This is a genomic window from Clostridium mobile, from assembly GCF_018918285.1.
In the GTDB taxonomy this organism is placed as follows: domain Bacteria; phylum Bacillota; class Clostridia; order Clostridiales; family Clostridiaceae; genus Clostridium_AW; species Clostridium_AW mobile.
In genome coordinates this window covers 1-25,045 of record NZ_JAHLQF010000006.1, presented here as the reverse complement: position 1 = coordinate 25,045, position 25,045 = coordinate 1, and the positions used below count along the sequence as shown (strand labels likewise).

Sequence of the window (25,045 nt, the reverse complement as noted above, 5' to 3'; positions counted from 1 at the left end):
AGTGTATGGATCTACAAAGTATGGTGCTACTAAATATGGCGAAGAATCATCTTCAACGGAAGAGATAAATTTATATAGACCAGATCTGTTAGCTTACTTACCTCCAATTTTAAGAGAAATTAGAGAATTTATAGTAATAGATGATGTTGTAGGATATGAATTAGGACTTTTGAATTGGAATATACAAGATTTACTTAAGCAATGCTTTATTGATACTGCTACATGGGGTCTAACCTTATGGGAAAAAGAGTATGGAATCAACACAGATATAAATAAAAGCTATGAAGAAAGAAGAGAGATATTAAAGGCTAAAAAAAGAGGTCATGGTACTGTAACTAAAAAGATGATAAAAGAAACAGCAGAAGCTTTCAGTGGTGGAGAAGTTGAAATAATAGAACACCCTGAAAGCTATTCTTTTACAGTGCAATTTATAGGTATTAAAGGTATTCCAAAGAACTTAGCAGGGTTTAAAGATATGCTAGACACAATTAAGCCTGCGCATTTGTCCTATGACTTTAAATACACTTATACAGTTTGGGACCACTTAAATGAAAATAAATTAACATGGGGCAATGCTAAAACTAAATCATGGAATGACTTGAAAGTATATGAATAGAGGTGATTATATTGAAAACTACAGCTAATTATGGGCTCAAAAAGCCAGATGGTACAGATGTAGTAAATATTGATGATTTAAATTACAATGCAGATGTAATTGACACAAAAATAAAAGAGATAGATACAAAGGCATCAAATATAAAAGTTCCAGTTACTTCTGTAAATGGAAAAACAGGAGCAGTAAGTTTAAGTGCTGCTGACGTAGGAGCAGTTCCTACGGGTAGAAAAGTTAATAGCAAAGCTTTATCCGCAGACATTACGCTAAGTGCAACAGATATTAAGACTAGTTCAGGAGCCACTATTGAGTCGGAATTGGCTCAAATGGCGAAGGATTATGTAAGAAATCCTGGGTACGGTAAGACTGCAGGCACATCTACTGCATATACATTAACTTTAAGCCCTGCCCCAAGCTCTTATGTTGATGGTTTAACAATAACTATAATTCCACACGTTGATTGTGGCGACAATCCAACTCTTAATATAAATAACTTAGGAGCTATACAACTGGTAAACTCCGAAGGAAATAATTTAAAAGCAGGAGAATTAAAAGCAAATAAACCTTACAGTTTTGTGAGGGTAGGTAGCAATTTTTTTATTCGTAGTAGTGGTGGATGTAACGCGATTAAAAGTATACAAAGTGGTGAATATTATTTTCAATCAGATATTGCAAATGCCAATATAACGATATCGACAGTTGATTTTAATAAGAGCGTTGTAATAATTGAAGATGAATCATCTGTTGATAGAACGACAACGTATTTTATGGGGCAACTATTCAATAACAATACACTTAATATACAAAGAAACAACGGAAACGCTTATGGTGCTGCAACTGTATACTGGCGTGTAATTGAATTTGATAATATTAAATCAGTCCAACAAGGAGTAATTAGTTCAACACAATTTATGTATCCAATACCTATAAATCGTGTTAATGTTTCAAAAACTCTTGCTTTTGCGTCTTTCAAGACAACTGATTTAAGTAACATATCCTATGTGAGAAAGCAACTAGTAGTTTCTGAATCGAATTTAGTTATACGGTCTCGTACCGAATCAAAAGTATGGTACTGGTATGTAGTAGAATTTAACTAAAAGGAGTGTTTTTTTATGATTTATGCACAATTAAATGAAAATAATGTATGTATAGGAATTTCTCAGTTAAGTGGGAAAATTGAAGATAGCAAAGTAGTAGAAATAGCTACAGCAGATTTTGAATATTATATATGGAGAAAATACGAAAATGGCGAATGGTCAACTGAAAAATTTGAACCTGAAACAACATCACCTTTAACCGAGTTTGAAAAATTAAAAAAGAAAAATGAAGAGCTTGAAGGTGCGGTAATGGAGTTAACTGCTATAATAGCTACAATGCAAGGAGGTAGTATATAATGTTTAATGCAAATAGTTATCTTGTAAAAATATATGTAAGAAAGATTAAAGAGGAAGGATTAACTTTTGAGGTAGTACCTTCTTTATTTAATTTAAAAGAAGTAGTAACAGAAGTAGTAAATGTTACAGCATAGAGTTATATTATGACATAAGTTATTGACAGGAGGATTATATGCTAGAATTTAATAAAATTTATAACATGGATTGCTCGCATGGGTTAAGTCTATTAGATGATAACTCTATAGATTTAACAGTAACTTCCCCACCGTATGATAATTTAAGAAACTATAATGGGTACACCTTTGATTTTGAAAATATAGCAAAGGAACTTTATAGGGTTACTAAAAATGGTGGCGTTGTTGTTTGGGTAGCAGGTGATGCAACAATTAAAGGAAGTGAAACAGGAACTTCATTCAAGCAGGCTCTTTATTTTAAAGAGGTAGGATTCAATTTACATGATACTATGATATATGAGAAAAATGGTTGTGCTTTCCCATCTAAGAATAGATACTATCAAACGTTTGAATACATGTTCATTTTAAGTAAAGGAAAGCCTAAAACAGTAAATCTCATTAAAGATAGGAAAAATAAATGGGGTAAACCTTGGGGAAAGCAAAGCAGACGAAATAAAGAAGGTAAATTAAAAGAAGTTGATAATTATGATAGTGCTGAATTTGGTGTGAGGTTCAATATATGGAAGATAAATAACGGATATGGCTATAGTGCAAAAGAGAAGATTGCATATGAGCATCCTGCAATATTTCCTGAACAGTTAGCAAAAGATCACATATTATCATGGAGCAATGAGGGAGATATTGTACTAGATATATTTATGGGTAGTGGTACAACAGCCAAAATGTGTATTGATACTAATAGACAATATATAGGCTTTGAAATATCTGAACAATACTGCAATATAGCTTACAACAGACTTAGTGGGTTTATATATGAATAATGTCTCAATGCAAAAGTATAAATAGAAAATTCAAGTAGGGCTAGAGATAGTCTTTTTTTATTACCTAAAAACAAGAAACGAGGTGTAATATGAGTGTAGAATTAGGAGTACTTTGTACTATTATAGGTGTGGCTATAGGATATTTAGGCTATAGAAGGAATGGAAATAAGGATATACAGGAGGATGCAAAGACAATAGCCTTCATCTCCACTAAATTGGACTATATTTCCAATGGAGTAGCTGATATAAAGGCAGATATGAGGGCACAGGATAAAAAAATATCAGATTTATCAGATAAAGTAATAAGAATAGAGGAAAGCACAAAGTCCGCACATAAAAGGTTAGATACTATAGAGAAAGAAGGGGTGTAGTATGAAAATAAATATAATGGAATATGTAGTTGAGCAGGCATTTATTTTAATACCTGCTCTTTATTTTTTAGGGTTAATGTTAAAGGGTACAAAAAAGATACAGGACTGGACCATACCATGGATATTACTAATATGTGGCATAGCTGGAGCTATAGCTTTGATGGGACTCAATATAGATGCGGTTATTCAAGGAGTAATTGTAACGGGTGTGACTGTATATGCTAATCAGTTGATAAAGCAAAGTACAGAAAAGAGAGGGTGAAAACATGCTATCTATTCAAAAAATGTTTATAAACTATAATTTTTCTAAGAGAAATGAAAAAATTAAATATATATGTATACATGATGTAGGTGCAGTATCTAGTGCGAAAAACAACAGAGATTATTTTGCAGGAGGTAATAGAGGAGCTAGTGCAGACTTCTTTGTAGACTCAAATAATATTATTCAAATAATAAATTATCACAATAATTATAGTTGGGCTATTGGGGATGGTGGAGGTAAGTATGGAATTACTAATGCAAATAGCCTATCTATAGAAATGTGTTTGGAAAGCAATTATCAACCTTCTGAGAAAACTATACAAAATACAATAGATTTAGTAAAGCGTTTAATGAAAGAATTGAACATAACTATTGATAGAATTGTACGACACTATGATGCAAGCAGAAAGAATTGCCCTCAATCTTTTAGTGCTAATAATTGGGCTAAATGGAACTGGTTTAAAAGTCAATTAATAGATAAATACCTATATAAAAAAGGTGATTCTGGAAGTGGCATTAAAAAGCTACAGCAGGATCTACTTGAAATAGGATATAAACTCAATGGTGGTGCAGATGGTATATTTGGAGAAAGCACATATAAAGCAATACTAAATTGGCAACAACTCCATACCTTTTTAAGACAGGATGGAATTGTTGATGAAAATACATTAAAGTCTATAAATACAAAAGTTGAAGAATTAAAAAACAAAAAAGAAGTACCTACTGATAAATTATACAAGGTCCAAGTAGGAGCTTGTAAAAACAAAGAATATGCCATAAATCTTTTAGAGGAATTGAAGGCTAAAGGATTTACAGCATATATAAGGGAGGAATAAAAGATGTTTGATTTTACAGATTTGGCTTTCATGACAGGAATAGTAATGGCCTTATCAGAAATGTTTAAAAGATTTGGTGTTAGTCCTAAATTTATACCAGTGCTAAACCTCTTATTAGGGATAGTAGCTGGAATGGTATATGTATCACCACAGGATACTAAAACCGCAGTTCTATCTGGTATTGTAATAGGATTAACTTCAAGTGGATTATATAGTGGAACTAAAAACATTTCACAAGGTTTACAAGAAAACAAGTAGACATAATTATATAAATGTAAACTAGAGGGGATTAAGTTCCCCTCTTTTTTTATTGTCCTACTTTCCATATGCCATGAATTATGAAACCTATAGGTATTTCATGTTTTTCATCATAATTTCCATTGCAAACATACTCTTTACCATCAATTTCACAAGTTATTGTTTTCCCTTCTTTCCATAGCTTTAAGGCTTCTAACATATCAACTACCATAATGCCCCTCCTAAATTCTAAACTTCTTTACTTCTATAATATGAAAGTTCTTAAAAATTGTTACTCTAAAATTATTAACTTTTTTCCTTCTTTCGAATATAATGTATTAAAGGGGGAATACATATGCAAGTTATTTCAGTGTTTAATCAAAAAGGTGGTTGTGGGAAATCTACTACCTGTTCTAATCTAGGTGCATATCTAGCTAGACATGGTAAGAAAGTATTATTAATTGACATGGACCCGCAAGCTAATTTAACAGTAAGCGTTGGTGTAAATGATGATGAATTAGAAGAAACTATTTATACTCTTTTACAGCTAAATTCTAAAGAATTAACGAGGGAAAGAATATTAGAAGTAATGAAGGAAACTTCTTACGAACGGTTACTTATTCTTCCTTCCGATATAACGCTCTCTAATGCGGAGATTTCATTGGCTAGTGTTATGAGTAGGGAACATGTTTTGAAACGTATTATAGAGCAAATAGGCGATTATTTTGACTATGTATTAATAGATTGTCCACCATCTTTAGGACTACTTTCTGTTAACTCTTTAGTAGCGAGTGATTATTTAATTATTCCAGTTACACCACAATTCTTTAGTATAAAAGGAATAAAGCATTTAATGGAAACTTATACTTTAATAAAAGATACTTTAAATCCTAACTTAGAAATTATGGGTGTACTTGTAACAATGTACGATAAGCGTAAAAATATAGCCAAAGATATAAGAACTACTTTAGTAGAAGTTTTTGGGGACAAAGTATTCAATACTGTAATTAGACAGGATGTACAAATTGAATATTCTCAGGATAATCAAACCCCTATTATTTATTACAATGATAAGTGTAGATCACATGAGGATTATAAGAATTTAGGAAGGGAAGTTTTAGCATGGCAAAGAGTATAGGAATTTTAGAATCTATAAAGAAAGATATTAAAGAAGAAAAGAAGTTAAATTCTTCAGAAGATAAAAAGATTGATATTTTAGAAGTAAAGAAGAAAAGAAGTTATTCTTTAAATGATTCCACCATAAAAAAACTAGAAGAAATGAAAGTGTTTTTCTATCCTACTGGAACAGCTCTTGAAGATATAGTCGATGAAGCTATATGCCAATTATATAAAATGAAAAAAGGGGAATAATTTCCCCCTATTTCAACACCTTATATATCATTAAGCCCGATAAAGCATAGCAAACATATTCTCCAACTAATAAAGCCAAGTACATAAAATCACCTCATGTATAGCATTACCAATTTTCTTTTTAATATACATAGAAAGGTATAACACACTATACTTTTAATTACTTAAAAGGAGAATACTATGGAATTTTTATTACTGAAAAAGTTTTTACAGTTACTATTAGCTGGACTATTTGTAGAGCTGGGATTAACTATGCGGAAAAAACGTAACAAACTAGGAACTGCTGAAATAGGAAAAGACTTAGGTAAATACAAAGGCACAGATGGAATTATCTTATCTAAAAATCACACACTTTCACAAAAGGCAAGTCAAGAACACATATGCATAATTGCTCCGTCTGGAGAAGGTAAAACCACATCTTTGTTTATTCCGAATCTATTAAACGAAAATTTAAAAGGAAGTATAATTGTTCCTGATCCTAAAGGGGAGCTTTACGAACTTACACATAAATTTCAGTCTAAGTATAGAAAAGTTATTTTATATAAACCTTTAGAAAGTGGAATAGGATACAATCCATTAAAGAACTGTAGGACAGATAGAGAAGTAATGCAATTAGCACAAAATCTTTTAATTAATGGTGCTTTAACTTTAGAAATACAAACAGGAAAACAGGCAAGTGGAATTGAGTGGCTGCAGATGGGCCAAAGTCTCTTAACTGCTGCCTTACTTTATGTAAAAGATAAACCTTTAGCAAGTATTTCAACTGCATTAAGGCTAATTATTTCAACGTCTGTAGAACAATTGGATGAGATTTTTTCTACTTCTAAACCTAACGTAGTTGAGCAATATAATATTTTTAAATCATGTTTAGAAAGTCCCAAAACCATGTCTAGTATCAAAATTACTTTAGGAAGTAATCTTCAACTTTTTACGGATAATCTTAATATAAGAACTAATGATTTCACGCCAGAAGATTTAAGAAAAGAACCAACGATACTTTATATTTCCTATCCAGAGAATAAGAGTGCTTATTTAAGCCCTTTAATGGCTTGTATTTACTCTCAATTGATAGATAGACTTATAGATACCTATGCAAAAGATTCTTTCCCTGTATGGCTTTTATTTGACGAATTTGCTAACATAGGTCAATTGTCTAATTTTACTCAGAATATTGCTACTGCTAGAAGTAGAAAAATGCCTTTTATGTTATGCCTGCAGAGCATTACTCAATTACAACAGCTTTACGGTGAAAAGAATGCATTATCTATTTTAAACAACTGCAAAACCAAGGTTGTACTACCTTCACTTACAGACACGGAAACTTTAGATTATTTGTCTAAGTTATGTGGAGAAGAAGAAATCAAAATTACCCAGGAAGATAGCAAAATTAAAACTAAGAAATCCCTTTTTACGCCAGATGAAATTAGAAGAATAGTTGATGAAAAATTGTTAATACTGGCTGGTAATAAATCTCCTATTATAGATACCCAGAACATTTATTATAAGCAGCAGAAGTATTTGGAGAGGATTCCTTTTTCAAAGGTATAGTGAGTTATACTTCCAGGAGGTAGTTATGGAATATCAAGAAAAAGTTTACGAGGAAGATAACCGACTTTTTAAAACTAAGTCTATTGGAAGCACATATGTAAAAGGAATGGGAAACTGTTATTGTATATTTAGAGTTGGAAAAAATTTTAAATCTATTAATCAAATAAATGGATTTCAAAAGCACATGGAGAGGGAAATTGATACGCCAAATGCTAATAAAAATATATCCAATCTTCTTTTACATGGAAGTAAGGATATTGTAGGGGACGTAGAACGATATATAAAGGGAGCATGGCGTAGAAAAGATAGTGTGTTAGCAAAAGAATTGCTACTTACTGCAAGTCCTCAATTTTTTAAAAATATTTCTGATGATGAATTGTATAAATGGGTAGAGGATAATTACAACTGGCTCAAGCAAGAATTTGGGGATAATTTAATTTATGCAAATGTACATTTTGATGAAACAAGTCCTCATATTAATGCTTTAGTAGTACCAAAATTCCAAAATGAAAAGGGATATGTTCTTGCTAATAAAAGATATTTTGGCGGAGTTCAAAAACTTAGAGAATGGCAAGACAAGTATTCCGAAGCTATGCAAAAGAATTTCCCAGCATTGAAAAGAGGAATAAGATTCAGTAAGGCCAAGCACATAGAAGTAAAACATTTTTATGGTATTATAAATCACTCTATAACGTCACAGGAATTAAAAGACGTTGCTAAAGGCAATTTACTATTAGAAAGCAATTTAAAACGTGTACAAGGCACTTTAAATGCATATAGAGGGTATTCAGACAAAGTCTTTAAAGAGAAGCAAACTTTGGAAGAAGAAAATAAAAATTTACTAATAGAAATGAAACAGCTAAAAAAAGATAAAGAGCAGTATAAAGAAGTTATAAAGGCTATGTCTATACTCTACAACCTTCCTAAAAATGCTGTAGAAAAGACATTTCGATATGTAGAAAATAAATTAGAGCAAGAAAAATAGGTGACTAAATAGTCACCTTATGTATTATGAGGGTTTGGGGTTATGAATACTTTTGCTAATCTACTAGTTTCGGCAAAAACTAATCTATAATTTATTATACCACATTGCGAGAATTATTCAAGCATTTTAAGAATATTTTTAGAAATATTTTAGATAATAATAGTGATAACCTATTGATTATTTTTATGTAAATGTGTATAATTATAATTAAAGGTAGGTGGGAAATAATGAAAACTAGAGCAAATTTTTCAGTTGAAGCTGATATCAAAAGTGATTTTGACATTTTAGCTAAAAAATTGAGTTTAAATAAAAGTCAATGGTTTGAAAATCATATGAAATCTTTAATAGATCAACACAAAGAATTATTACAAAACATTAAGAATGAGAATGAATAAGGAGTGAAATTTATGAATACAGTCAACAGTGACAACTTCAACGAAACCATAGAAGGTTATAAAAGCTATACTAAGGATTTTATGTATGAAGTGTTAAAAGAAAAAGGATATAAGGAATCTCAAATTAAAGAAATATTAGAAGTAATGGATAATGGTTTTCATTGGTCAAAAGATGATATGACTATGGAACAGGCTAGAAGATATAAAAGAAAATACTAGGCTGTAACACATTTGAAAATATTGTTAAATAGTAAGGGAGGAATAAAAATGAGTTGTGCAATAGAAATGAAAGCAACATTAATTATTGATGATAACGAAAGAGGTTATCAGGAATGGGAAGAAGGAGATGATATTCATCTTAACTTATCAAGTGGAAATACAGTATTTGGAGAAATAAAACAAATCCTTGGTACTGAATTAACTATAGAAACTGAGGATGGAGAAGATTTAGTTGTAAGCTTTGAAGATATAGAAGGATATTTATAAGTCGGACTTCTAAATATGAGAAAACTAAAAAAAGAGGTGATTAAAAATTAAACATAAAAAAATAAGAGATTTAGTAACTGCAATTACTAAACCTCTAGGAAATGTGATAACACATAAATATTCTTTATATAAGTATATCACATTTCCTAAGAAATATTCAATAGAAGGAGATGTGAAAATAAATGGGAGTAATGAGAGCGAATGACGGGAATTACACTAAAATTTCTGTAGATATTTTTGACGAATATATGAGTAATATTGAATTATCATGGAAAGCTAAAGGAATTTTAACTTACATGCATAAGAATCCAATTAAAATTTATAATGAATATGATTTTGTTATTGAGGAAAAAGACAAATATACAAGTATTATTAATGGTTTAAAAGAACTATTGAAGCATGGATATATTAAAAAAATTAGTAAGAACATTAATGGTTATTGCTTAAGAAATTTAGATTTACCTAAAATATCTGACAAGTCTGGATTTGTATATGTAATCACTTATGGCGATGAAAAATATTTCAAAATAGGACTTAGTTCAAATATTGGTGTTAGAATGAAATCTTATATTACTTCATTGCCTACCAAGATAAAGATTATAAATATAATATTTTCTTTAGATATGTATAAAACTGAAAAAATATTACATGATAAATTTTCTAGTAAAAATAGTAATGGTGAGTGGTTTGTGTTGTCTAAAGAAGATTTAATATATTTAAAGGATTTAGGAGGTGCTATTAATGAGTAAATTATTACTTGATAGCGAACCTCTTATAATTCTTCCAGATTTAGCAGTAAAAATAGGACTAAATGAGAGTATAATATTGCAGCAAATACATTATTGGCTAGAGATCAACAGAAAAGCTAAGATTAATAATTATGATGAACATGTATGGACTTTTAACACTATAGAAAAGTGGCAAGAGCAGTTTCCATTTTGGAGTGAAAGAACTATCAAAAGAATATTAAAAAGTTTAAAAGAACAAGATTTAATCATAACAGGAAACTATAATAAAAAGGCTTATGATAGAACTTTATGGTATACAATAAATTATAAAAAAGTTGAACAATTAGAGAATGAAGAACCCTCAAACGCTGATGAAATCTCATCGGGACAAAATGGCACTATGGATAGTGACAATGTGGCACAATCTACATCAGGACAAAATGGCACTATGGATAGTGACAACATGGAACGACCTATACCAGAGACTTCTTCAGAGACTTCTCCTAAGACTACTACAGAGATTAATTTAGAAGAAGAAGAAACAATCATCAAGAAATATAAAAATGCTAAGGGTAAAGTTTTAACTAAATCTGAAAAAGATAAGTTAAAACAATTACTTAATACTTACTCTAAAGATTTAATTTTAAAGGCAATAGATGAAATGGTATTGAGAGCAGAAAAGATTAATTTAAAATATATTCAAAGTACACTAGAAGATTGGAACAGTAAAGGTCTTTTAAATTTAGATCAAGTAAAAGAATATCTTGCTAAATTTGAAGTTAAAAAGGCTAAAGTAAAAGATAATAGGGAAAAAGCCATGGATAGGGCTTCAGAGGGATATGTTCCAAGTAAGAAAGCTAGTACATTTACAGATTATAACCAGAGAGAATATTCAACAGAGCAGTTAGCAGAAATAGAAAGAAAATTAAGGGGGATTGATGGGTAAATGAATAATGATTTAATTACATCATATGCAAAAGTAGCAATACATCAACTGGCATTAGGACAGAAAGAATTAAAAATTGAATATATATTAAAAAATATAGATAAAGAAATAAACTTTTTAAATAATACTTATACTGATGATGAAATTATATTAAAGGCTAGCAAATTATAGAAGGCACTTTATAGTGCCTTTTTCTCTTCATGACATTTACAGCCTATCAAATCTCGAGGACACATTTCTAATATATCACCTATCTGTTCCAACATGTATACACTACATTTTGTAGAATCGTTTTCTATTTTAGAAATATAACTTTGACTAACATTCAGTTTTTTAGCAATTTCATTCTGCGTTATTTCTTTAAATTTTCTATTTTCTTTTATTTTAAGCATTTTTGACGCACCTCAGATATAAAGCAATTTATACTTAAATCTTAGCATAATCAACAAATACAGTAAAGACAAAATTCGACAATTAAGAATGTTAATTTTATGAAATATTCCTGGTAGGAATAAACAATTTTTAATGACATTAAATTTTGTAGTAAATTGTTGTACGATTACATGCCCTATTTTAGGGAAAAATGTTATAATTAACTTGTTGGAAAAATATTTCTTAGGAACGTATGTTCTAATTCCAAAATTTATGATACAATATTATTATGACAAAACAAGGGGGAAAATTTAAATGAAAGAATTACTAAAGAAATTAAAAGGATTAGAAGAATTTCAGAAGTTTGAAAGTTTGACATGTGAAGAAGTAAAAGAGTTGGGGGAATTAATAACTAAAGAAGTACATAAAAAAAGAGCAGTGGATTAGTCCCTGCCTTCTTTTTCTTTTAAATATTTTTTAACCATACTTATGATAATAGCTTGAGTATTCTCATCTATATTATCTGAAGTAATTACTTCAGTTTCATGTAATGCATTAATCAATTGCAATAACTTATTATCTTCTTTCTTCTCTGCAAAATCAGAAAATAATTCTGGAGTCGAAGTAAGTTCTTCCAGTGGAATATTTAATGTGTTAGATAATTTTGGTATATATACTGGACTAGGTTCATTCTTGTTAGCTTCCCAATTACTTACCACTCTTTGAGTGCTTCCAATCAATTGCGCTAACTGATCCTGACTCAATCCCTTTTCCATTCTTTTAGTTTTAATCAAATCTCCTATTCTCATTTTTCCCCACCTCATAGTTTTTATAATATTATTATACTCAGTTGTTAGAATATTTATACACATTCTAAGCGACATATTCTATTCTAATACATTTTTTAGAAAATGTATAGACTTTTTAATAAAATTAATCATAAAAAGTTTAAAATAAGAAAAAAAAGTAAGAAAGTAAGAAAAGTGTAGAAAAATATTAGAATTATATTCTTGACTTTTAGAATAATTAGAACTATAATAGAATTAACAGGAACACATAGTTCACGAAGGAGGGGATTAGGTGAGGGAGTTTCTTAAGCAAGCTAGACTAGAAAAAGGATATACTCAAAAACAGCTTGCTGACATGACAGGACTTACAGAACGATATATCAGGTATTTAGAATCTGGAGAAAGAGATGGCTGTTTAAAAGTTCTAAAGGATATTTCATTGATATTAGGTGTGGACATGAATTTATTTTAAGGAGGAAGGTTATGAATAGAGAAATTAAATTTATGGCATGGGATACAATAGATGAAAAAATGAGGAATGTAGAATTTATAGATTTTAAAGACCAACTAGTAAAATTGTTTAATGATTATACTAAAGAAAGCTATTTCAGAAGGTTTGAAGAAATTAAATTATTACAATATACAGGACTTAAAGATAAAAACAGTGTAGATATTTATGAGGGGGATTTGTTAGAGGATAAAGAAAAACTATTATGGGAAGTAGAACTTCAAGACGAAACCTTTATAATGACAAATGCATTTATTCCAGGTTCTCAATACATTTACAAAGGTCTTTTAAAGGCTGGGAACATCTACGAAAATTCAGGATTATTGAAGGAGGTATAACCATGAATAAAGAGATTAAAGACTTAACAGATGTCTTTGTAGTATCTGAGGTAATGCGACTATGTGAAACTAAGGGGATAACATGGGAACAGGCTGAAAGACTTGCAGAGAAGAAAAGAAAGAAGATGTATAGAAAGGCTATGGAGATTATTATTCATTAGATTGATTTAAATGGGGAGTGAAATTATGGAAAATGATTTAGAGAAAAAATATAAACAATTTAAAATAGATTTAAAAACTGCAAAAATGAATAGTGATATAAGTGATTACAATAATATATCAGAGTGTATTAATCTTATAAAAGAAAGAGTAGAACAAAAACAAAGTTTTGTACATGAGGATGACTATAATACATACAAAGTATTGGAAGATGTTATTGGCAGTCTGAGTGATGCAACTTCTAGGCTTGAAGATTTAAGGTTTTATGATGGAGATGGAAATAGACTATCTTAGAACATTGTTTATTGTATCGAATTAAATTGGAGGGATTAAAGTGAAACAAAGAATGGAGCAATTATTATTATCAACTGGCAGAGAAGGGATTCAAGATTTGCTAAGTTGCATGGACAACCAAGGGTTTTACCAAGCACCTTGCAGCAGCCAACATCATTTATCAAGACCAAGTGGACTAGCAGAGCATAGCTTGAATGTATTTGATTATATGTTTGCGACTGCATGGGGAATTGATTTTATAAGACATGGCAACACAAGTGAAGCAATAAAATTTGAGCCAAATAAAATGAGTAGTATTATTATAACTTCACTCTTGCATGATATAGGCAAAATGGGAATAGATAACACACCTCATTATGAGGACAATTATTTAAAAGATGGTTCGCTAAGCAAAAACAAACCTTATGTAATTAATAAAAGTCTTTTAAACGTGCCACATGAGGTTTTAAGCTTATCAATTATTGAGAGATATATTCGCCTTACTCATGAAGAAAGACATGCAATATTAAGTCATAACGGAGCATACGGGGCGTTGTGGTATCAAATTAAAGGAAATGAAACACCTTTATATATGCTTTTACATTTCGCTGATATGTGGGCATCAAGAGTAGTTGAAAAGGAGGAAAAGTGATGGAATATGTATATGTTAGAACACTTGAAGGTATGATTAGAGACTATCCTTTTACAGATACAGCAGCAGGGAAAGCGACAGTAAATGCATGGCAAATAGCATTAGATATATTTAAGGATCAATTTAATTACAAAGAAAAAGAAAAGGAGAATGTAGCATGAATATATACCAAAAACTGATGGATATACAAAACAAGCTAAAAGCACCTAAAAATCAATTTAATGATTTTGGTAAATACAAATACAGAAGTTGCGAAGATATATTGGAAGGTGTGAAGCCAATGTTAAAAGAAGTAAATGCAATTTTAGTCTTAAATGATAATGTGGAACAAATAGGAGATAGAATCTATATAAAAGCTATAGCAACACTAATAGATACAGAAAAGGGTGAAAAAATAGAAGTTAGTGCATACGCAAGAGAAGATGAAACTAAAAAAGGTATGGATTTATCTCAAATAACAGGTAGCACAAGTTCTTATGCAAGAAAATATGCTTTAAACGGATTATTTTGTATTGATGATACAAAAGATAGCGACGCAACCAACACTCATTCTGAAAAAGAAGGAAGCAAAGGAAATGTTATTACAATATCTGATGGACAACAGAAACGCTTATTTGCAATAGCAAAAGGTAATACAGAATTAGTCAAGAAAATTTTACTAGAAAAGGGATATACAAAATCTGCTGATATTCCAAAAGGCAAAGCATATGAGGAAATTTGTAAAGAAATAGAAAGCAAGGTGAGTTAATTGAGTTTTTACGAAATGTTTAACCAACTAAATAATCATATTTCGAAAATGGAGAAAGAAGGATTAAAAATATATGACAATGAAAATCCAGGATTTTATATCAAGAGTGTAAAGTACAACAGGGAAAAAGACAAGATAGAATTTGAATGTATAGAGGAATAGCACCCTTTGCAGAGTGCCTAAAGTTTAGGGTCTGGGAGTTCGTACCTCCCACCCTCCATTATAATACAGGAGGATTAGAAAGTGAAGAATGAAAAGATAGAATTTATTATAGAGTGTTTAGGGTTTTGGAGTATTATGTTTGGGTTAGTAGGTGGATTATGGGGGTTAGGGATATGAAGATAATAGGTTATTTTAAAAAGCCTAAAAGCAACATGGAAGGTGTAATAATACAAGACTTAGAAGATTATGCGACATAAGGGGGTGTAGAATTGAAGGTTTTAAAATGGCCGGGAACTAAATGGAGTATAGCAAATAAAATAGTGGATTTAATGCCTGAACATAAAATTTATCTAGAGCCATTCTTTGGCTCAGGAGCAGTATTCTTTTCCAAAACACCATGCAATACAGAGATATTAAATGATTTAGATAGCGAAGTAGTTAATCTCTTTAGATGTATCAGAAATACGCCAGAAGAATTGGCCAAGTTAATTTATTTTACTCCATACAGTAAAGAAGAATACAAAGAATCTTATAATCGTTCCGGAAGTGACATAGAAAGAGCAAGGCAATTTTTAATAAGAGCTAATATGGCCAGAGCAGGTATGCAATACTACTCTTCCAGTTGGAGACATGCAGGCCCAGTACTAGGAGGACAGTGTAAACAGAGAGTAAGTGGAGATTGGAACAAAGTTCCGGAAAGAATACTTCAAGCTGCAGATAGGTTAAAAGATGCGGAAATAGAAAATACAAATGCCTTGGAATTAATAAAAAAGTACAATAAGAAAAATTGTTTAATATATGTGGACCCACCATATTTACTAAGCACCAGGAGACAAAGGTATTACAATGTGGAAATGACTGAGGACCATGAGCATGAAGAATTAATAAAGGTATTAAAAGAACATTCAGGACCTGTGCTGCTTAGTGGATATGATTCAGATTTATACAATGATCTATTAAACGATTGGAGTAAAGTTGAGATAAAAACCAATGCAGAGCAAGGGAAAGAAAGAATAGAAGTTATTTGGGCCAATTATGAAATACCAAAACAAATTTCATTATTTGGTTAGTGAAAATTATGCGTACCAAAAATAAAAAATGGAGGTTTGTTAAATGAATGATTTAGAAAAATTAGAATTGATAAATACTATGGAGTTTGTTGATAACGATGCAGACGGAGAAAACTGTTCTTCTGTTACTGTGGAAGACAATAAAACAAATAGAAATATACTATATCAAATTGGACTAAGTAATAATGATATAGGCGAGTTAATTGATGAAGAGGGTTATATAAATATAGCACATGTAGCTTTTAAATATTCCAATTGGTGGAATGGTGATTATTTTGAAAATAAAGTTGAGAATCAATTAAAAGAATTTTACGGAGCAGTAAGTCTATCTGGAAGAGTTAGCTTTTTTATAAAATCAGAAGATATTGAAAGTGCAGAAGATGCAGTGTTTGAAGATATTGAAGGAATTGAACTTATTTTAAAAGATGGTAGTAAATTAGAAATATCTGAAATCAATTGGGAATTAATAAATGAAGCAAGTAGAGGTAATGTAAGGCAGTCAAATATTGATGATTTTGAAATATATGAAGAAAAATAGTTTGCCATACAAATAAGACGATACAAAGGATGGTGATAAGGTGGCAATAGGATTGATAGATATTGATAGTAAAATACCTAATCTGGCATTGATGAAGATATCTAGTTACTACAAAGGAATAGGCGAAGATGTTGAATTTGTACAGCCTAATAAGACATATGAAAAAATATATGCCAGTGCCATATTTACTAAGTCCAAAGGGAAATGTGAGGAATTGCAAAATATTTATGGAGATAAGATTGAAATTGGTGGTACTGGCTGGGACATAAATAAAGTGCTGCCCAAAGAAATTGAATTTAGTAAACCTGATTATGACTTATACTCTGTTGAAGATATAGCAAGTAGAATGAGAGGAATAATGACTAAAGAACGTAAACTTCAAAAGGCTACAGAGATAGTTAATGCAGGTATGGGTTTTACTTCAAGAGGGTGTGTAAGAGAATGTGGTTTCTGCTTTGTGCCTAAGAAAGAAGGAAAGTTTAGACATGTTGCAGAGATAAAGGATTTGTTAAATCCTAAAAGTAATGTTTTAATCCTTCATGATAATAACCTTACAGCAGACCCATACTGTATAGATAAATTAAAAGAAGTTAAAGAACGCAAGTTAATAGTAGATATTAACCAAGGGTGTGACGTAAGACTTGTAAATGAAGATATAGCAAAGGCATTGAGTGAAGTAAGACATTTGAGAAGTATCCACTACGCATGGGATTTGATGGGTTTTGAAAATCAAGTCATGGAGGGAATAAAAACACTTAGTAAATTTATTAAACCTTATAGGCATATGTGCTTCACATTAGTTGGTTTTAATACAACTTTTGAAGAAGACATGTACAGATTTATAAAACTTAGAGAAATGAAAGTAGATCCATTCGTAATGGTGTACAACCAAAAGGATGATAAAAGATTAAAACATTTTGCTAGATGGGTAAACTCAAGGATTTATAAATCTTGTAAATGGGAAGAGTATGAGCCTTGGATAAAAGCACAGGTAGAGTATAACCAGATAAGTCTATTTTAAATTTAATTATCCATATATATGGATAAAACGATAAATAAATAATTCAAACAGAGGATGACACTTTTATGTAATCTTTGAAAATCATGCGAAGGAGTAAATTATGTTTTGGAAATATTTTTTAACATGGTATATAGGATTTATAATGGGTGGAATGGTTATGTACTTACTATGGTTAAAATTTGGTAAAAACTATAAGTCATAATACAAATAGGAGATATAGTATGGAAATAAAAACTTTAAATATTGATGGTAATGAATATTTGTTTTTAAATTTAGATCAGTTAATAGAAATACTAAAAGATGATGACTACGAAATAAAGTTAGACATTAAGAAAAAAGGCAATATAAGGAGAGTTGAAGTTATTTTATAAAAAAGGAGGAGCTATGAGAATACTAATAATGAACTGCTCTAACAGCAATCTATGGTACAGTGGAAAAGTTTCTGAAAGGTATATTGTACAAGCGATAGATAGCAAAGGCAACTATAAAACAAAAGATGGAGTGGTACTTAAGAAGGATGCAGCAGTAATAGGAAAGTAAGCCTAAAGAACTAAAGTAAAAAAGAGAGCTGCGCAGTCTGGGAAACTTATCAGCTCTCTAAGTAAATCACTAGAGACATTATGCCATGTGTGTGTCTCAGTGGCAAACATAAGGAGGAAGTATTATGTATAGTACAACAAGCAAAAATGAAGTAGTAATAAAATTAGTGGGGAAATTGTCTCTAGAATTTCCAGAGATAGACCAGTTAAGAGTAAGAGCTATAACAGAGGAAGTGCTTTACAAATATGATATATTGCCACAGGAGACAGCATTAGTGGCCAGTGACATTGAGGAAAAGATACAAATTTATCTAGCGACTAAAAGGCTGGATGGGCTGAGTGAAAAAACATTAAAAAACTATAATTACAACTTAATAATATTTGCTAATCATCTAAGAAAACCACTTAGTACAATTAATGCTATGGATCTGAGAATGTATTTAGCAGTTAGAGGAAAAAACCTAAAAGCAAGTAGTTTAAATGGACAAATATCTATATTAAAATCCTTTTTTAGTTGGTTACATGAAGAGGAATACATTCCTAGGAATCCAGCGAGTAAATTAAAACAGACTAAGGAGCCTAAGAGATTAAGAAATCCTTTAAGTGAAGAAGAAATAGAATTGCTAAGACAAGCTTGTGATAGCGATAGAGAAAAAGCTTTACTAGAATTTTTGTATAGCACAGGATGCAGGTTGTCGGAGGTAGTCAGCATTGATACTAAGGATATAAATTGGTATGAAATGAGTTTGAAGGTAATAGGAAAAGGAGACAAGCAAAGAAAAGTTTACTTCAGCACAAAAGCTAAAATATTATTAAAGAATTATTTAACTTCTAGAAAAGACGCTAACCCAGCTCTATTTGTGGCAAGTAAATATCCATACAAACGATTAGGTGGCAGAAGTGTAGAAAGGGAAATAGATAAAATAGCTGCTAGAGCCAATATAGAAAAATCAATATATCCACATATTTTCCGACATAGTTTTGCTACGCATAAACTCAATTCTGGAATGTCATTGCCAGTGTTACAGGCTTTAATGGGTCATGAAAACCCTTCAACCACTCAAATATATGCTCAACTTTCACAAGAAAACATTAAACATGAATATAGAAAAATATCTTAAAAGAATAATGGGGAATTTTTTTTCAGAATTTTTTAGAATATAATTCTAAAAATGCTTGAAATATTCTAAATGCTATTATATAATATAAGTAACAGTAAAAGTAAAACAAAGGAGGTATTTTATGAGTATGACACCAGCAGAAATGGCTAGAGCTGCAAGAGCTGCTTACATGAGAGAGTACAGAAAAAAGAATAAGCAGAAGATTAAAGAGCAACAAGAACAATATTGGGAGAAAAAATATAGGGAGTTACAAAAGTAGGTGATTGAATGTGCCTAAAGAATTTTCTACCTTTAAGCAGAGATATACAGAATCATTGGGTGTATAAAGATAGTGAGTACCTTCATGTGTGGGTAGAAATGTTGTTTAGTGCAAGGTATTCATTAGAGCCTAAGACAGATATGCATGAAGGAATAATTTATACAATATGCTATGGAGAATTTATATTCGGTAGACCTAGTTGGTGTAAAAGGTTAGGAATAACAGATAGAAGAATGAGGACTTTATTAACAAAGTTAATTGAAACAAACATGATAAAAGAAGTAAAAAAATATCCGAAGTTCACAATTTATTCAATATTAAATTTCGATAAGTACAATAAAAACGACCAACAGAAAGACCAACACCAAGGGATTGATACTAAAGAGGTTGAGGGATATAGCGACCAGCAGAAAGACCAACGAGCGACCAGCAAGTGTCCAGCAAGTGTCCAGCAAGCGACCAATAAAGAAAATAGTAATATAGAAAGAAAGAATAATAAGATTAAATATGCTGAATTTGTAACAATGACTTTAGAAGAATATAAGAAGTTGGTAGAGCAGCATGGTGAGGACGCAGTTAAAAGGATGATAGATGTTCTTGACAACTATAAAGGTGCTAATGGCAAAAAGTATAAAAGTGATTACAGAGCAATATTGAATTGGGTAGTTAAAAAAGTACAAGAAGAAAACAATGTAAAATTGAAAGAAGTTCAAACAAGAGCAAATGTTGGAATGTATAAAGAGTTTTAGGAGGTTATATGTTTAAAAACATTGAAGCAGAAAAAAACATATTAAGTTCCATTTTATATAACAATGATAGTTTAGGTGAAGTAATAGGAATATTACAACCTAATGATTTTCAAGAAGATTCTAATAAAATAATTTATCAATCTATGAAAAAGTTGTATATGGAAAATAAAAGCATAGATATAGCAACTTTAGTACAAGAAGTTGGAACAAACCTTAAAGAAATAGGTGGAATAACCTATATATCACAATTAGCAAGTCAAGGAATTACAAGCGCAAATATGAAAGCTTATGCAGATATAGTCAAGGAAAATTCTAATCTTAAATATTTATATTTAAATTTGCAAGATCAAGTAAAAAACATTGAGAAAAAGAAAGTTAAAGCTGAAGAAGTTACTCATAATGTACAAGAAATAATATTAAAAGCAAATGACACTAAAACTTCTGATGGAGATATAAAAGAAGCAACTGAAAATGTACTAAATATACTAGAAGAAAGATTCAAAAATGGTGGCAAAGTACAAGGTATACCAACGGGATTTTCAAAATTAGATATGAGAATAAATGGATTACTAAAAAAGAATTTTATAACTATTGCAGCAAGGCCTAGTATGGGTAAAACTGCTCTAGCTTTAAATATAGCAAATAATGCAAACAAGCATGGTAAGGTAAGTATCTTTAGTTTAGAAATGTCAAAAGAGGAATTGCTAGAAAGGATGTTATCCTTAAGAGCTTTAGTGGAAATGGATAAAATAAAATTTGGGAACTTAGAAGATAAGGATTGGAGCAAAATAGCACAAGAAAGTGAATATATAGCCAATAGTAATTTAAAAATACATGATGATATATTTGGAATAGAAAAAATAATTGCAGAATGCAGAAAGAGAAAGTTAAAAGAGGGGTTAGATGTAGTCATAATAGATTACCTGCAACTTATTGAAACTCAAGTTAAAGAGGGGCGAACTCAAGAAGTTAGCTATATATCAAGGCAATTAAAAAAAATGTCTCAACAATTAGATACAACAGTAATAGCCCTTTCGCAATTATCAAGAGAGCCAGAGAAAAGAGCAGATCATAGGCCAATGTTATCTGACTTAAGAGAAAGTGGAAGTATTGAACAAGATTCAAACATAGTTATATTTTTATATAGGGATGAGTATTACAATCCAGAAACAGAAGATAAAGGCATTGTAGAAACTATAATAGGTAAAAATAGAAGTGGTCAAGTAGGTACAACAAAATTACATTGGATACCTGAGTATCAGAGAATGGCAACAATAAGTGAATTTTAGGGAGGGATTTTAGATGGAATTAAGAAAAGATGATCCTGTGTATTATAAAAAGAAAATTGGAGATTTGATTAAACAAGCAATAAACGAGGGGTTAGAGATAACGGTTGATGTTTTAAACAATGGGATTAGATTAAATTTTAAGGCTGATAATGGTGAAATTGCTGGAGTTAAGCTTTTAGAATGTTAGAAGGCAGCAAGAAGGGTATTAAGTAGCAATTTGAAAATTAAGGAGGAAGGACAATGAAAAAGATTATAACTGAATCCCCTAACGATATGACCGAATCAATGCATAACATGGTATTTGTGAAGAATAAAGAAGTGTATTTACGTGGTATAGGTGAAGATTATACTGATATAAGTTTAGAGGATTATTGTAAAAATGAATATAAAAGATTGTATGACGAAGATATAGACGCAAATGTAACCGAATTTGGTGAATATATGGATGATGATAGTTTATTATCGTTATTTTATTGGGCTTGTGTAGGCTTTGCAGAAGTAAGAGAGCATTTGAAAATATATGAAGATGAAGCTAAAAAAATAAGAATGAGTTGCACGAAGCTATGTCACATGGGGAAAGACATTAAACTTATCGAAAGAGAATATAGAGAAGGTCATGAGCCTTATGGACAAATATTAGCTGAATATGAGTGCCAATTAAGAGATTGTCCCAAAATGTGTTCAAGATATAAGGCTTTAAAATAGAAGGTCGGAATCTGAAAATATTATGAATTTAAAGGAGAGATTTATGTTAGAAAAAATAAAATTAACAATACGTAGGCTTAAATGTAAACATGATATGGAAATCAATAGATGGCATTGGGTACACTATCCAGAAAGTGAACCGTCATCTGTAGAAGCAGAGTACAAATGTAATAGATGTGGAAAATTAAATTATATTCACCTATATGACAAAGAAGCCGAAGAATGGTCATCTGCAATGGGTGAATATAAGAAAGTTTAGAAGATTAGCTATATAATACAACCAAAGTCTGATATTGAAAATTATACGAAGCTAGAGGGGTGATAAATTGATACCATTTCCAAATAAAAAATATCAAATAATCTATGCTGACCCACCATGGAGTTATAACAGTAGGATGGCATTAGGTAAAGGAGCAAAAAGAAGTTCAGCAGAGGATTATTATAATGTGATGAATATAGAAGATATATGTAATCTCCCTGTAAATAGTATTGCTGATACAGATTGTATTTTGTTTATGTGGGCTACTTTCCCTAAAATATTTGAGGCAGAAAGAGTAATCAAGGCATGGGGATTTGAGTACAAAACTTGTGCTTTTGTATGGGTGAAGAAAAATAAAGTATTTTCAGAGGAGAGAAATATAAAGCGTGGTGGAATTGATGATTTTATGGGGCAAGGGAGATGGACAAGGCAGAACGCAGAAGTTTGTTTGTTAGCTACTAAAGGTAAACCTAAAAGACTTTCTGCAAAAGTAAGACAAATTATCTATTCTGAAATCAGAGAACACAGTCGAAAGCCAGACAGAGTAAGAAATGACATTATCGAATTAGTTGGAGAGTTACCAAGAATAGAACTATTTGCAAGACAACAAGTTCAAGGATGGGATTGTTGGGGAAATGAAATTAAACTACAGGAGGTGAATTAACAATGTGTAATTGTTTAAAAATAGAAGAAACTTTAGTTGTTGCTGGTCAATTGTTACCTAAAAATAATGAGGTGACAGATGATTATGAAGAAATACAATTCAATTATTGTCCTGTTTGTGGTATTAAATTTAGCAATATAAAAGAAGATGTATAACATCGCATTTCAAGTATAATGTGACCTATGAGGAGGGTTAACCATGAGGCATAAATTAAAGCAATATGAAATCGCTTATAAAAATGGCGGTATTGGTGTTGTAAATGCATACAGCATAAAAGATGCTTTAAAAACAGAAAAACGTTTCTTTGGAGACATTGAGGATATAGAAAGTATCAAAAGGATTAATAAAATTTAAGAGGTTAATGTATATGAGAAATAAAAGATATATAAGATTAGCGAAAAAGATGAAAGCATATTGTAATGGTCGTTGTAGTGGGGAAGATTGGATGTGTAAATATTACAAGCACTGTTTCCATAGATATATCTTATGTCCAAAGCTTGATAGTTTAAGATATTTGCAAAAAAGGCTAAAGGGGCAAAAGATAAAGAGTTACGAAGGAAGGTGAATATATGAAAGAATGTTTGAAATGTAAAAAAGTAAAGTGTCAACTTTGTGAAAAGCATACACAATTAAAAAATACCCTCATAATTAAAAACAAAATAAATGGTAAAGAGCTAAGAATATGCAAGGAGTGCGGTAAAGAGTTTAATTGGATATAATTCATAATCCAAATATAAGGAGAGAAAATTATGGATAAAGCATCTAAACACATGGAGATATGTACAGAATTAAACGAATTATACAAAAGAAAAAATCATGATTATGGAGATAGCTTTGGGAAAACTTACGAAGAATATGGAGCTGTTATGGCAGCTATAAGATTAGAGGATAAGTTACAAAGATTTAGAAGGCTTATAAAGGCTGAATCAAAGGTTAAAGATGAAAGTATAAGAGATACATTAATTGATCTTGCTAATTATGCAATCATGACTATTATTGAAATGGATAAATAGAAAGGGGAAGGGAAATGTCAAATGCAATGCTGATGAAACTGATAAAATTACAATTTAAAGATAAAGTAATGAAAAGAGAGTTATTAGATTGGTATATAGAAATAAATACACGACAAGCTACAGAGGTAACTATTTCAGAGTTAATTAAGATAGCAGAAGAAGCTGGAGTAAAAGTACAAATTGAAACTAAGGCAGAAATGGTAAAATGGGCTAGCAAATGCAAGGCAATACCTCAAACTAAAGAATTTATAGAAAGAATGACAAGTGAAGAAGTAGAAAGTATTCTAAATAAAGACATTATGCACGATATGTATTGGAAAGAAGGAAGAACAATAACTCAAATTGCTAATCAGTTAGGAGCACCTTACCAAACAGCATATACAAGGTTTATCATGTATGGAATACCTACAAGACCTAATAAGGGAAAGCAAAGCAAGGTAAGTAAAGAAGAAGTATGGGAACTATTTAATCAAGGAATGACGAGAGCTCAAATAGCTGAATGCTTGGGAGTGGGCACAACCACAATAAATAGAAGAATCAATCAAATGAAATCAAAAATAAGCGCATAGGAGTGATTATATGAATAAAGTAGTGTTAATAGGAAGAATGACAAAGGATCCAGAGTTAAAATTTACACCAGGTAATGGAACCGCAATAGCAAATTTTAGTATAGCAGTAGATAGAAGATTTTC

The 25,045-nt window shown here is 30.7% G+C and carries 51 protein-coding genes; 48 read left to right on the top strand and 3 right to left on the bottom strand.

The genetic code is table 11. The features are described from left to right. Position 1: 1 nt before the first annotated feature. The 9 genes from KQI86_RS19340 (at position 2) to KQI86_RS19305 (ending at position 4,688) form a co-directional block, all read left to right on the top strand. A complete protein-coding gene (locus KQI86_RS19340) occupies positions 2–616 on the top strand; it encodes a YmfQ family protein (protein ID WP_216441059.1) in 615 nt (204 codons plus the stop codon). Between the two features lie 11 nt (positions 617–627). Next, a complete protein-coding gene (locus KQI86_RS19335; protein WP_216441103.1) occupies positions 628–1,710 on the top strand; it encodes a hypothetical protein in 1,083 nt (360 codons plus the stop codon). A gap of 15 nt (positions 1,711–1,725) precedes the next feature. After that, positions 1,726–2,007 (top strand): hypothetical protein, encoded by a 282-nt coding sequence (locus KQI86_RS19330; protein ID WP_216441058.1) that lies wholly within the window; start codon positions 1,726–1,728, stop codon positions 2,005–2,007. Beyond that, complete coding sequence (locus tag KQI86_RS20435) at positions 2,007–2,141, top strand: hypothetical protein (protein WP_281417339.1); 135 nt, start codon at positions 2,007–2,009, stop codon at positions 2,139–2,141. The genes KQI86_RS19330 and KQI86_RS20435 overlap by 1 nt, the downstream gene beginning before the upstream one ends. A gap of 38 nt (positions 2,142–2,179) precedes the next feature. Further along, on the top strand, positions 2,180–2,962 hold the full coding sequence (locus KQI86_RS19325) for a DNA-methyltransferase (protein ID WP_216441057.1): 783 nt from the start codon (positions 2,180–2,182) through the stop codon (positions 2,960–2,962). Positions 2,963–3,051: 89 nt separating this feature from the next. Continuing rightward, a complete protein-coding gene (locus KQI86_RS19320; RefSeq protein WP_216441056.1) occupies positions 3,052–3,333 on the top strand; it encodes a hypothetical protein in 282 nt (93 codons plus the stop codon). Position 3,334: 1 nt separating this feature from the next. After that, positions 3,335–3,595, top strand: a complete 261-nt coding sequence (locus tag KQI86_RS19315; RefSeq protein WP_246582910.1) for a phage holin family protein — start codon at positions 3,335–3,337, stop codon at positions 3,593–3,595. Positions 3,596–3,599: 4 nt separating this feature from the next. After that, a complete protein-coding gene (locus KQI86_RS19310) occupies positions 3,600–4,430 on the top strand; it encodes an N-acetylmuramoyl-L-alanine amidase (protein ID WP_216441055.1) in 831 nt (276 codons plus the stop codon). A 3-nt stretch (positions 4,431–4,433) separates the two neighbouring features. Then, positions 4,434–4,688, top strand: a complete 255-nt coding sequence (locus tag KQI86_RS19305) for a holin (RefSeq protein ID WP_216441054.1) — start codon at positions 4,434–4,436, stop codon at positions 4,686–4,688. A gap of 49 nt (positions 4,689–4,737) precedes the next feature. On the opposite strand, the gene KQI86_RS19300 is transcribed toward KQI86_RS19305, so the two are convergent. Next, complete coding sequence (locus tag KQI86_RS19300) at positions 4,738–4,899, bottom strand: hypothetical protein (RefSeq protein WP_216441053.1); 162 nt, start codon at positions 4,897–4,899, stop codon at positions 4,738–4,740. 123 nt (positions 4,900–5,022) lie between these two features. Here KQI86_RS19300 and KQI86_RS19295 point away from each other — a divergent pair, with 123 nt between their 5' ends. From KQI86_RS19295 to KQI86_RS19250, 10 genes are all read left to right on the top strand, one after another. After that, the gene (locus KQI86_RS19295) at positions 5,023–5,805 is read left to right on the top strand and encodes a ParA family protein (RefSeq protein ID WP_216441052.1); all 783 of its coding nucleotides are present in this window, start codon (positions 5,023–5,025) and stop codon (positions 5,803–5,805) included. Beyond that, on the top strand, positions 5,790–6,038 hold the full coding sequence (locus KQI86_RS19290) for a hypothetical protein (RefSeq protein WP_216441051.1): 249 nt from the start codon (positions 5,790–5,792) through the stop codon (positions 6,036–6,038). Before KQI86_RS19295 ends, KQI86_RS19290 begins: the two co-directional genes overlap by 16 nt. A 180-nt stretch (positions 6,039–6,218) precedes the next feature. Continuing rightward, the gene (locus KQI86_RS19285; RefSeq protein ID WP_216441050.1) at positions 6,219–7,586 is read left to right on the top strand and encodes a type IV secretory system conjugative DNA transfer family protein; all 1,368 of its coding nucleotides are present in this window, start codon (positions 6,219–6,221) and stop codon (positions 7,584–7,586) included. 25 nt (positions 7,587–7,611) lie between these two features. Beyond that, on the top strand, positions 7,612–8,571 hold the full coding sequence (gene mobV / locus KQI86_RS19280) for a MobV family relaxase (RefSeq protein ID WP_216441049.1): 960 nt from the start codon (positions 7,612–7,614) through the stop codon (positions 8,569–8,571). Positions 8,572–8,798: 227 nt separating this feature from the next. Then, positions 8,799–8,966 (top strand): hypothetical protein, encoded by a 168-nt coding sequence (locus KQI86_RS19275; RefSeq protein ID WP_216441048.1) that lies wholly within the window; start codon positions 8,799–8,801, stop codon positions 8,964–8,966. Between the two features lie 12 nt (positions 8,967–8,978). Next, entirely contained in the window at positions 8,979–9,185 is a 207-nt protein-coding gene (locus tag KQI86_RS19270; RefSeq protein ID WP_216441047.1) for a hypothetical protein, read from the top strand. Positions 9,186–9,233: 48 nt separating this feature from the next. Then, positions 9,234–9,452: a hypothetical protein gene (locus tag KQI86_RS19265; protein WP_216441046.1), complete on the top strand. Its 219-nt coding sequence runs from the start codon at positions 9,234–9,236 to the stop codon at positions 9,450–9,452. Between the two features lie 182 nt (positions 9,453–9,634). Beyond that, a complete protein-coding gene (locus KQI86_RS19260; RefSeq protein WP_216441045.1) occupies positions 9,635–10,201 on the top strand; it encodes a GIY-YIG nuclease family protein in 567 nt (188 codons plus the stop codon). Then, positions 10,194–11,126 (top strand): DnaD domain-containing protein, encoded by a 933-nt coding sequence (locus KQI86_RS19255; protein ID WP_216441044.1) that lies wholly within the window; start codon positions 10,194–10,196, stop codon positions 11,124–11,126. The genes KQI86_RS19260 and KQI86_RS19255 overlap by 8 nt, the downstream gene beginning before the upstream one ends. Beyond that, complete coding sequence (locus KQI86_RS19250; protein ID WP_216441043.1) at positions 11,127–11,297, top strand: hypothetical protein; 171 nt, start codon at positions 11,127–11,129, stop codon at positions 11,295–11,297. A gap of 8 nt (positions 11,298–11,305) precedes the next feature. On the opposite strand, the gene KQI86_RS19245 is transcribed toward KQI86_RS19250, so the two are convergent. Then, positions 11,306–11,518: a helix-turn-helix domain-containing protein gene (locus tag KQI86_RS19245; RefSeq protein ID WP_216441042.1), complete on the bottom strand. Its 213-nt coding sequence runs from the start codon at positions 11,516–11,518 to the stop codon at positions 11,306–11,308. Positions 11,519–11,813: 295 nt separating this feature from the next. Here KQI86_RS19245 and KQI86_RS20430 point away from each other — a divergent pair, with 295 nt between their 5' ends. Continuing rightward, on the top strand, positions 11,814–11,945 hold the full coding sequence (locus KQI86_RS20430; protein WP_281417338.1) for a hypothetical protein: 132 nt from the start codon (positions 11,814–11,816) through the stop codon (positions 11,943–11,945). Here the strand turns inward: KQI86_RS20430 and KQI86_RS19240 are convergent. Then, a complete protein-coding gene (locus KQI86_RS19240) occupies positions 11,942–12,307 on the bottom strand; it encodes a helix-turn-helix domain-containing protein (RefSeq protein ID WP_216441041.1) in 366 nt (121 codons plus the stop codon). The two genes, KQI86_RS20430 and KQI86_RS19240, sit on opposite strands and share 4 nt — an antisense overlap. A 271-nt stretch (positions 12,308–12,578) precedes the next feature. Between KQI86_RS19240 and KQI86_RS19235 the strand changes: the two genes are divergently transcribed. From KQI86_RS19235 to KQI86_RS19100, 28 genes are all read left to right on the top strand, one after another. After that, positions 12,579–12,758, top strand: a complete 180-nt coding sequence (locus tag KQI86_RS19235) for a helix-turn-helix transcriptional regulator (protein WP_216441040.1) — start codon at positions 12,579–12,581, stop codon at positions 12,756–12,758. Positions 12,759–12,769: 11 nt separating this feature from the next. Then, on the top strand, positions 12,770–13,132 hold the full coding sequence (locus KQI86_RS19230) for a YopX family protein (RefSeq protein WP_216441039.1): 363 nt from the start codon (positions 12,770–12,772) through the stop codon (positions 13,130–13,132). Positions 13,133–13,134: 2 nt separating this feature from the next. After that, positions 13,135–13,293, top strand: a complete 159-nt coding sequence (locus tag KQI86_RS19225) for a hypothetical protein (RefSeq protein WP_216441038.1) — start codon at positions 13,135–13,137, stop codon at positions 13,291–13,293. A 25-nt stretch (positions 13,294–13,318) separates the two neighbouring features. Beyond that, a complete protein-coding gene (locus KQI86_RS19220) occupies positions 13,319–13,585 on the top strand; it encodes a hypothetical protein (RefSeq protein WP_216441037.1) in 267 nt (88 codons plus the stop codon). A 40-nt stretch (positions 13,586–13,625) separates the two neighbouring features. Beyond that, positions 13,626–14,216, top strand: coding sequence for an HD family phosphohydrolase (locus tag KQI86_RS19215; RefSeq protein WP_343216196.1), 591 nt, complete (start codon positions 13,626–13,628; stop codon positions 14,214–14,216). Further along, a complete protein-coding gene (locus KQI86_RS19210; protein WP_216441036.1) occupies positions 14,216–14,377 on the top strand; it encodes a hypothetical protein in 162 nt (53 codons plus the stop codon). Before KQI86_RS19215 ends, KQI86_RS19210 begins: the two co-directional genes overlap by 1 nt. Next, positions 14,374–14,964 carry an ERF family protein gene (locus KQI86_RS19205; protein ID WP_216441035.1) on the top strand — a complete coding sequence of 197 codons (591 nt, stop codon included), beginning with the start codon at positions 14,374–14,376 and terminating at the stop codon, positions 14,962–14,964. The genes KQI86_RS19210 and KQI86_RS19205 overlap by 4 nt, the downstream gene beginning before the upstream one ends. Before the next feature lie 15 nt (positions 14,965–14,979). Next, entirely contained in the window at positions 14,980–15,126 is a 147-nt protein-coding gene (locus KQI86_RS19200; protein WP_216441034.1) for a hypothetical protein, read from the top strand. 269 nt (positions 15,127–15,395) lie between these two features. Continuing rightward, complete coding sequence (locus tag KQI86_RS19195; protein WP_216441033.1) at positions 15,396–16,196, top strand: DNA adenine methylase; 801 nt, start codon at positions 15,396–15,398, stop codon at positions 16,194–16,196. Positions 16,197–16,239: 43 nt separating this feature from the next. Further along, positions 16,240–16,734, top strand: a complete 495-nt coding sequence (locus KQI86_RS19190) for a hypothetical protein (protein ID WP_216441032.1) — start codon at positions 16,240–16,242, stop codon at positions 16,732–16,734. A gap of 40 nt (positions 16,735–16,774) precedes the next feature. After that, a complete protein-coding gene (locus KQI86_RS19185) occupies positions 16,775–17,755 on the top strand; it encodes a radical SAM protein (RefSeq protein ID WP_216441031.1) in 981 nt (326 codons plus the stop codon). Between the two features lie 221 nt (positions 17,756–17,976). Further along, positions 17,977–18,126, top strand: coding sequence for a hypothetical protein (locus KQI86_RS19180; protein WP_216441030.1), 150 nt, complete (start codon positions 17,977–17,979; stop codon positions 18,124–18,126). 13 nt (positions 18,127–18,139) lie between these two features. Continuing rightward, the gene (locus KQI86_RS19175) at positions 18,140–18,295 is read left to right on the top strand and encodes a hypothetical protein (RefSeq protein ID WP_216441029.1); all 156 of its coding nucleotides are present in this window, start codon (positions 18,140–18,142) and stop codon (positions 18,293–18,295) included. Between the two features lie 124 nt (positions 18,296–18,419). Next, the gene (gene xerA / locus KQI86_RS19170; RefSeq protein ID WP_216441028.1) at positions 18,420–19,415 is read left to right on the top strand and encodes a site-specific tyrosine recombinase/integron integrase; all 996 of its coding nucleotides are present in this window, start codon (positions 18,420–18,422) and stop codon (positions 19,413–19,415) included. Positions 19,416–19,536: 121 nt separating this feature from the next. After that, positions 19,537–19,674, top strand: a complete 138-nt coding sequence (locus KQI86_RS19165; protein ID WP_216441102.1) for a hypothetical protein — start codon at positions 19,537–19,539, stop codon at positions 19,672–19,674. An 8-nt stretch (positions 19,675–19,682) separates the two neighbouring features. After that, the gene (locus KQI86_RS19160) at positions 19,683–20,423 is read left to right on the top strand and encodes a hypothetical protein (RefSeq protein WP_216441027.1); all 741 of its coding nucleotides are present in this window, start codon (positions 19,683–19,685) and stop codon (positions 20,421–20,423) included. Positions 20,424–20,431: 8 nt separating this feature from the next. Beyond that, on the top strand, positions 20,432–21,712 hold the full coding sequence (dnaB, locus tag KQI86_RS19155) for a replicative DNA helicase (protein ID WP_216441026.1): 1,281 nt from the start codon (positions 20,432–20,434) through the stop codon (positions 21,710–21,712). 13 nt (positions 21,713–21,725) lie between these two features. Further along, positions 21,726–21,899: a hypothetical protein gene (locus KQI86_RS19150; RefSeq protein WP_216441025.1), complete on the top strand. Its 174-nt coding sequence runs from the start codon at positions 21,726–21,728 to the stop codon at positions 21,897–21,899. A 53-nt stretch (positions 21,900–21,952) separates the two neighbouring features. After that, the gene (locus tag KQI86_RS19145; RefSeq protein ID WP_216441024.1) at positions 21,953–22,417 is read left to right on the top strand and encodes a hypothetical protein; all 465 of its coding nucleotides are present in this window, start codon (positions 21,953–21,955) and stop codon (positions 22,415–22,417) included. 43 nt (positions 22,418–22,460) lie between these two features. Beyond that, positions 22,461–22,676 carry a hypothetical protein gene (locus KQI86_RS19140; protein WP_216441023.1) on the top strand — a complete coding sequence of 72 codons (216 nt, stop codon included), beginning with the start codon at positions 22,461–22,463 and terminating at the stop codon, positions 22,674–22,676. Between the two features lie 67 nt (positions 22,677–22,743). After that, entirely contained in the window at positions 22,744–23,340 is a 597-nt protein-coding gene (locus KQI86_RS19135) for an MT-A70 family methyltransferase (protein WP_281417337.1), read from the top strand. Positions 23,341–23,342: 2 nt separating this feature from the next. Continuing rightward, positions 23,343–23,495, top strand: a complete 153-nt coding sequence (locus tag KQI86_RS19130) for a hypothetical protein (RefSeq protein ID WP_216441022.1) — start codon at positions 23,343–23,345, stop codon at positions 23,493–23,495. Positions 23,496–23,538: 43 nt separating this feature from the next. Continuing rightward, positions 23,539–23,694 carry a hypothetical protein gene (locus KQI86_RS19125; RefSeq protein ID WP_216441021.1) on the top strand — a complete coding sequence of 52 codons (156 nt, stop codon included), beginning with the start codon at positions 23,539–23,541 and terminating at the stop codon, positions 23,692–23,694. Between the two features lie 13 nt (positions 23,695–23,707). Beyond that, positions 23,708–23,905 (top strand): hypothetical protein, encoded by a 198-nt coding sequence (locus tag KQI86_RS19120; RefSeq protein WP_216441020.1) that lies wholly within the window; start codon positions 23,708–23,710, stop codon positions 23,903–23,905. Between the two features lie 4 nt (positions 23,906–23,909). Beyond that, complete coding sequence (locus KQI86_RS19115; protein WP_216441019.1) at positions 23,910–24,059, top strand: mszf55-1; 150 nt, start codon at positions 23,910–23,912, stop codon at positions 24,057–24,059. Positions 24,060–24,086: 27 nt separating this feature from the next. Beyond that, positions 24,087–24,353, top strand: coding sequence for a nucleotide modification associated domain-containing protein (locus tag KQI86_RS19110; protein ID WP_216441095.1), 267 nt, complete (start codon positions 24,087–24,089; stop codon positions 24,351–24,353). Positions 24,354–24,385: 32 nt separating this feature from the next. After that, the gene (locus KQI86_RS19105) at positions 24,386–24,922 is read left to right on the top strand and encodes a hypothetical protein (RefSeq protein WP_216441018.1); all 537 of its coding nucleotides are present in this window, start codon (positions 24,386–24,388) and stop codon (positions 24,920–24,922) included. Between the two features lie 10 nt (positions 24,923–24,932). Beyond that, on the top strand, positions 24,933–25,045 hold a 113-nt coding region (locus KQI86_RS19100; RefSeq protein ID WP_216441094.1), incomplete at its 3' end, for a single-stranded DNA-binding protein.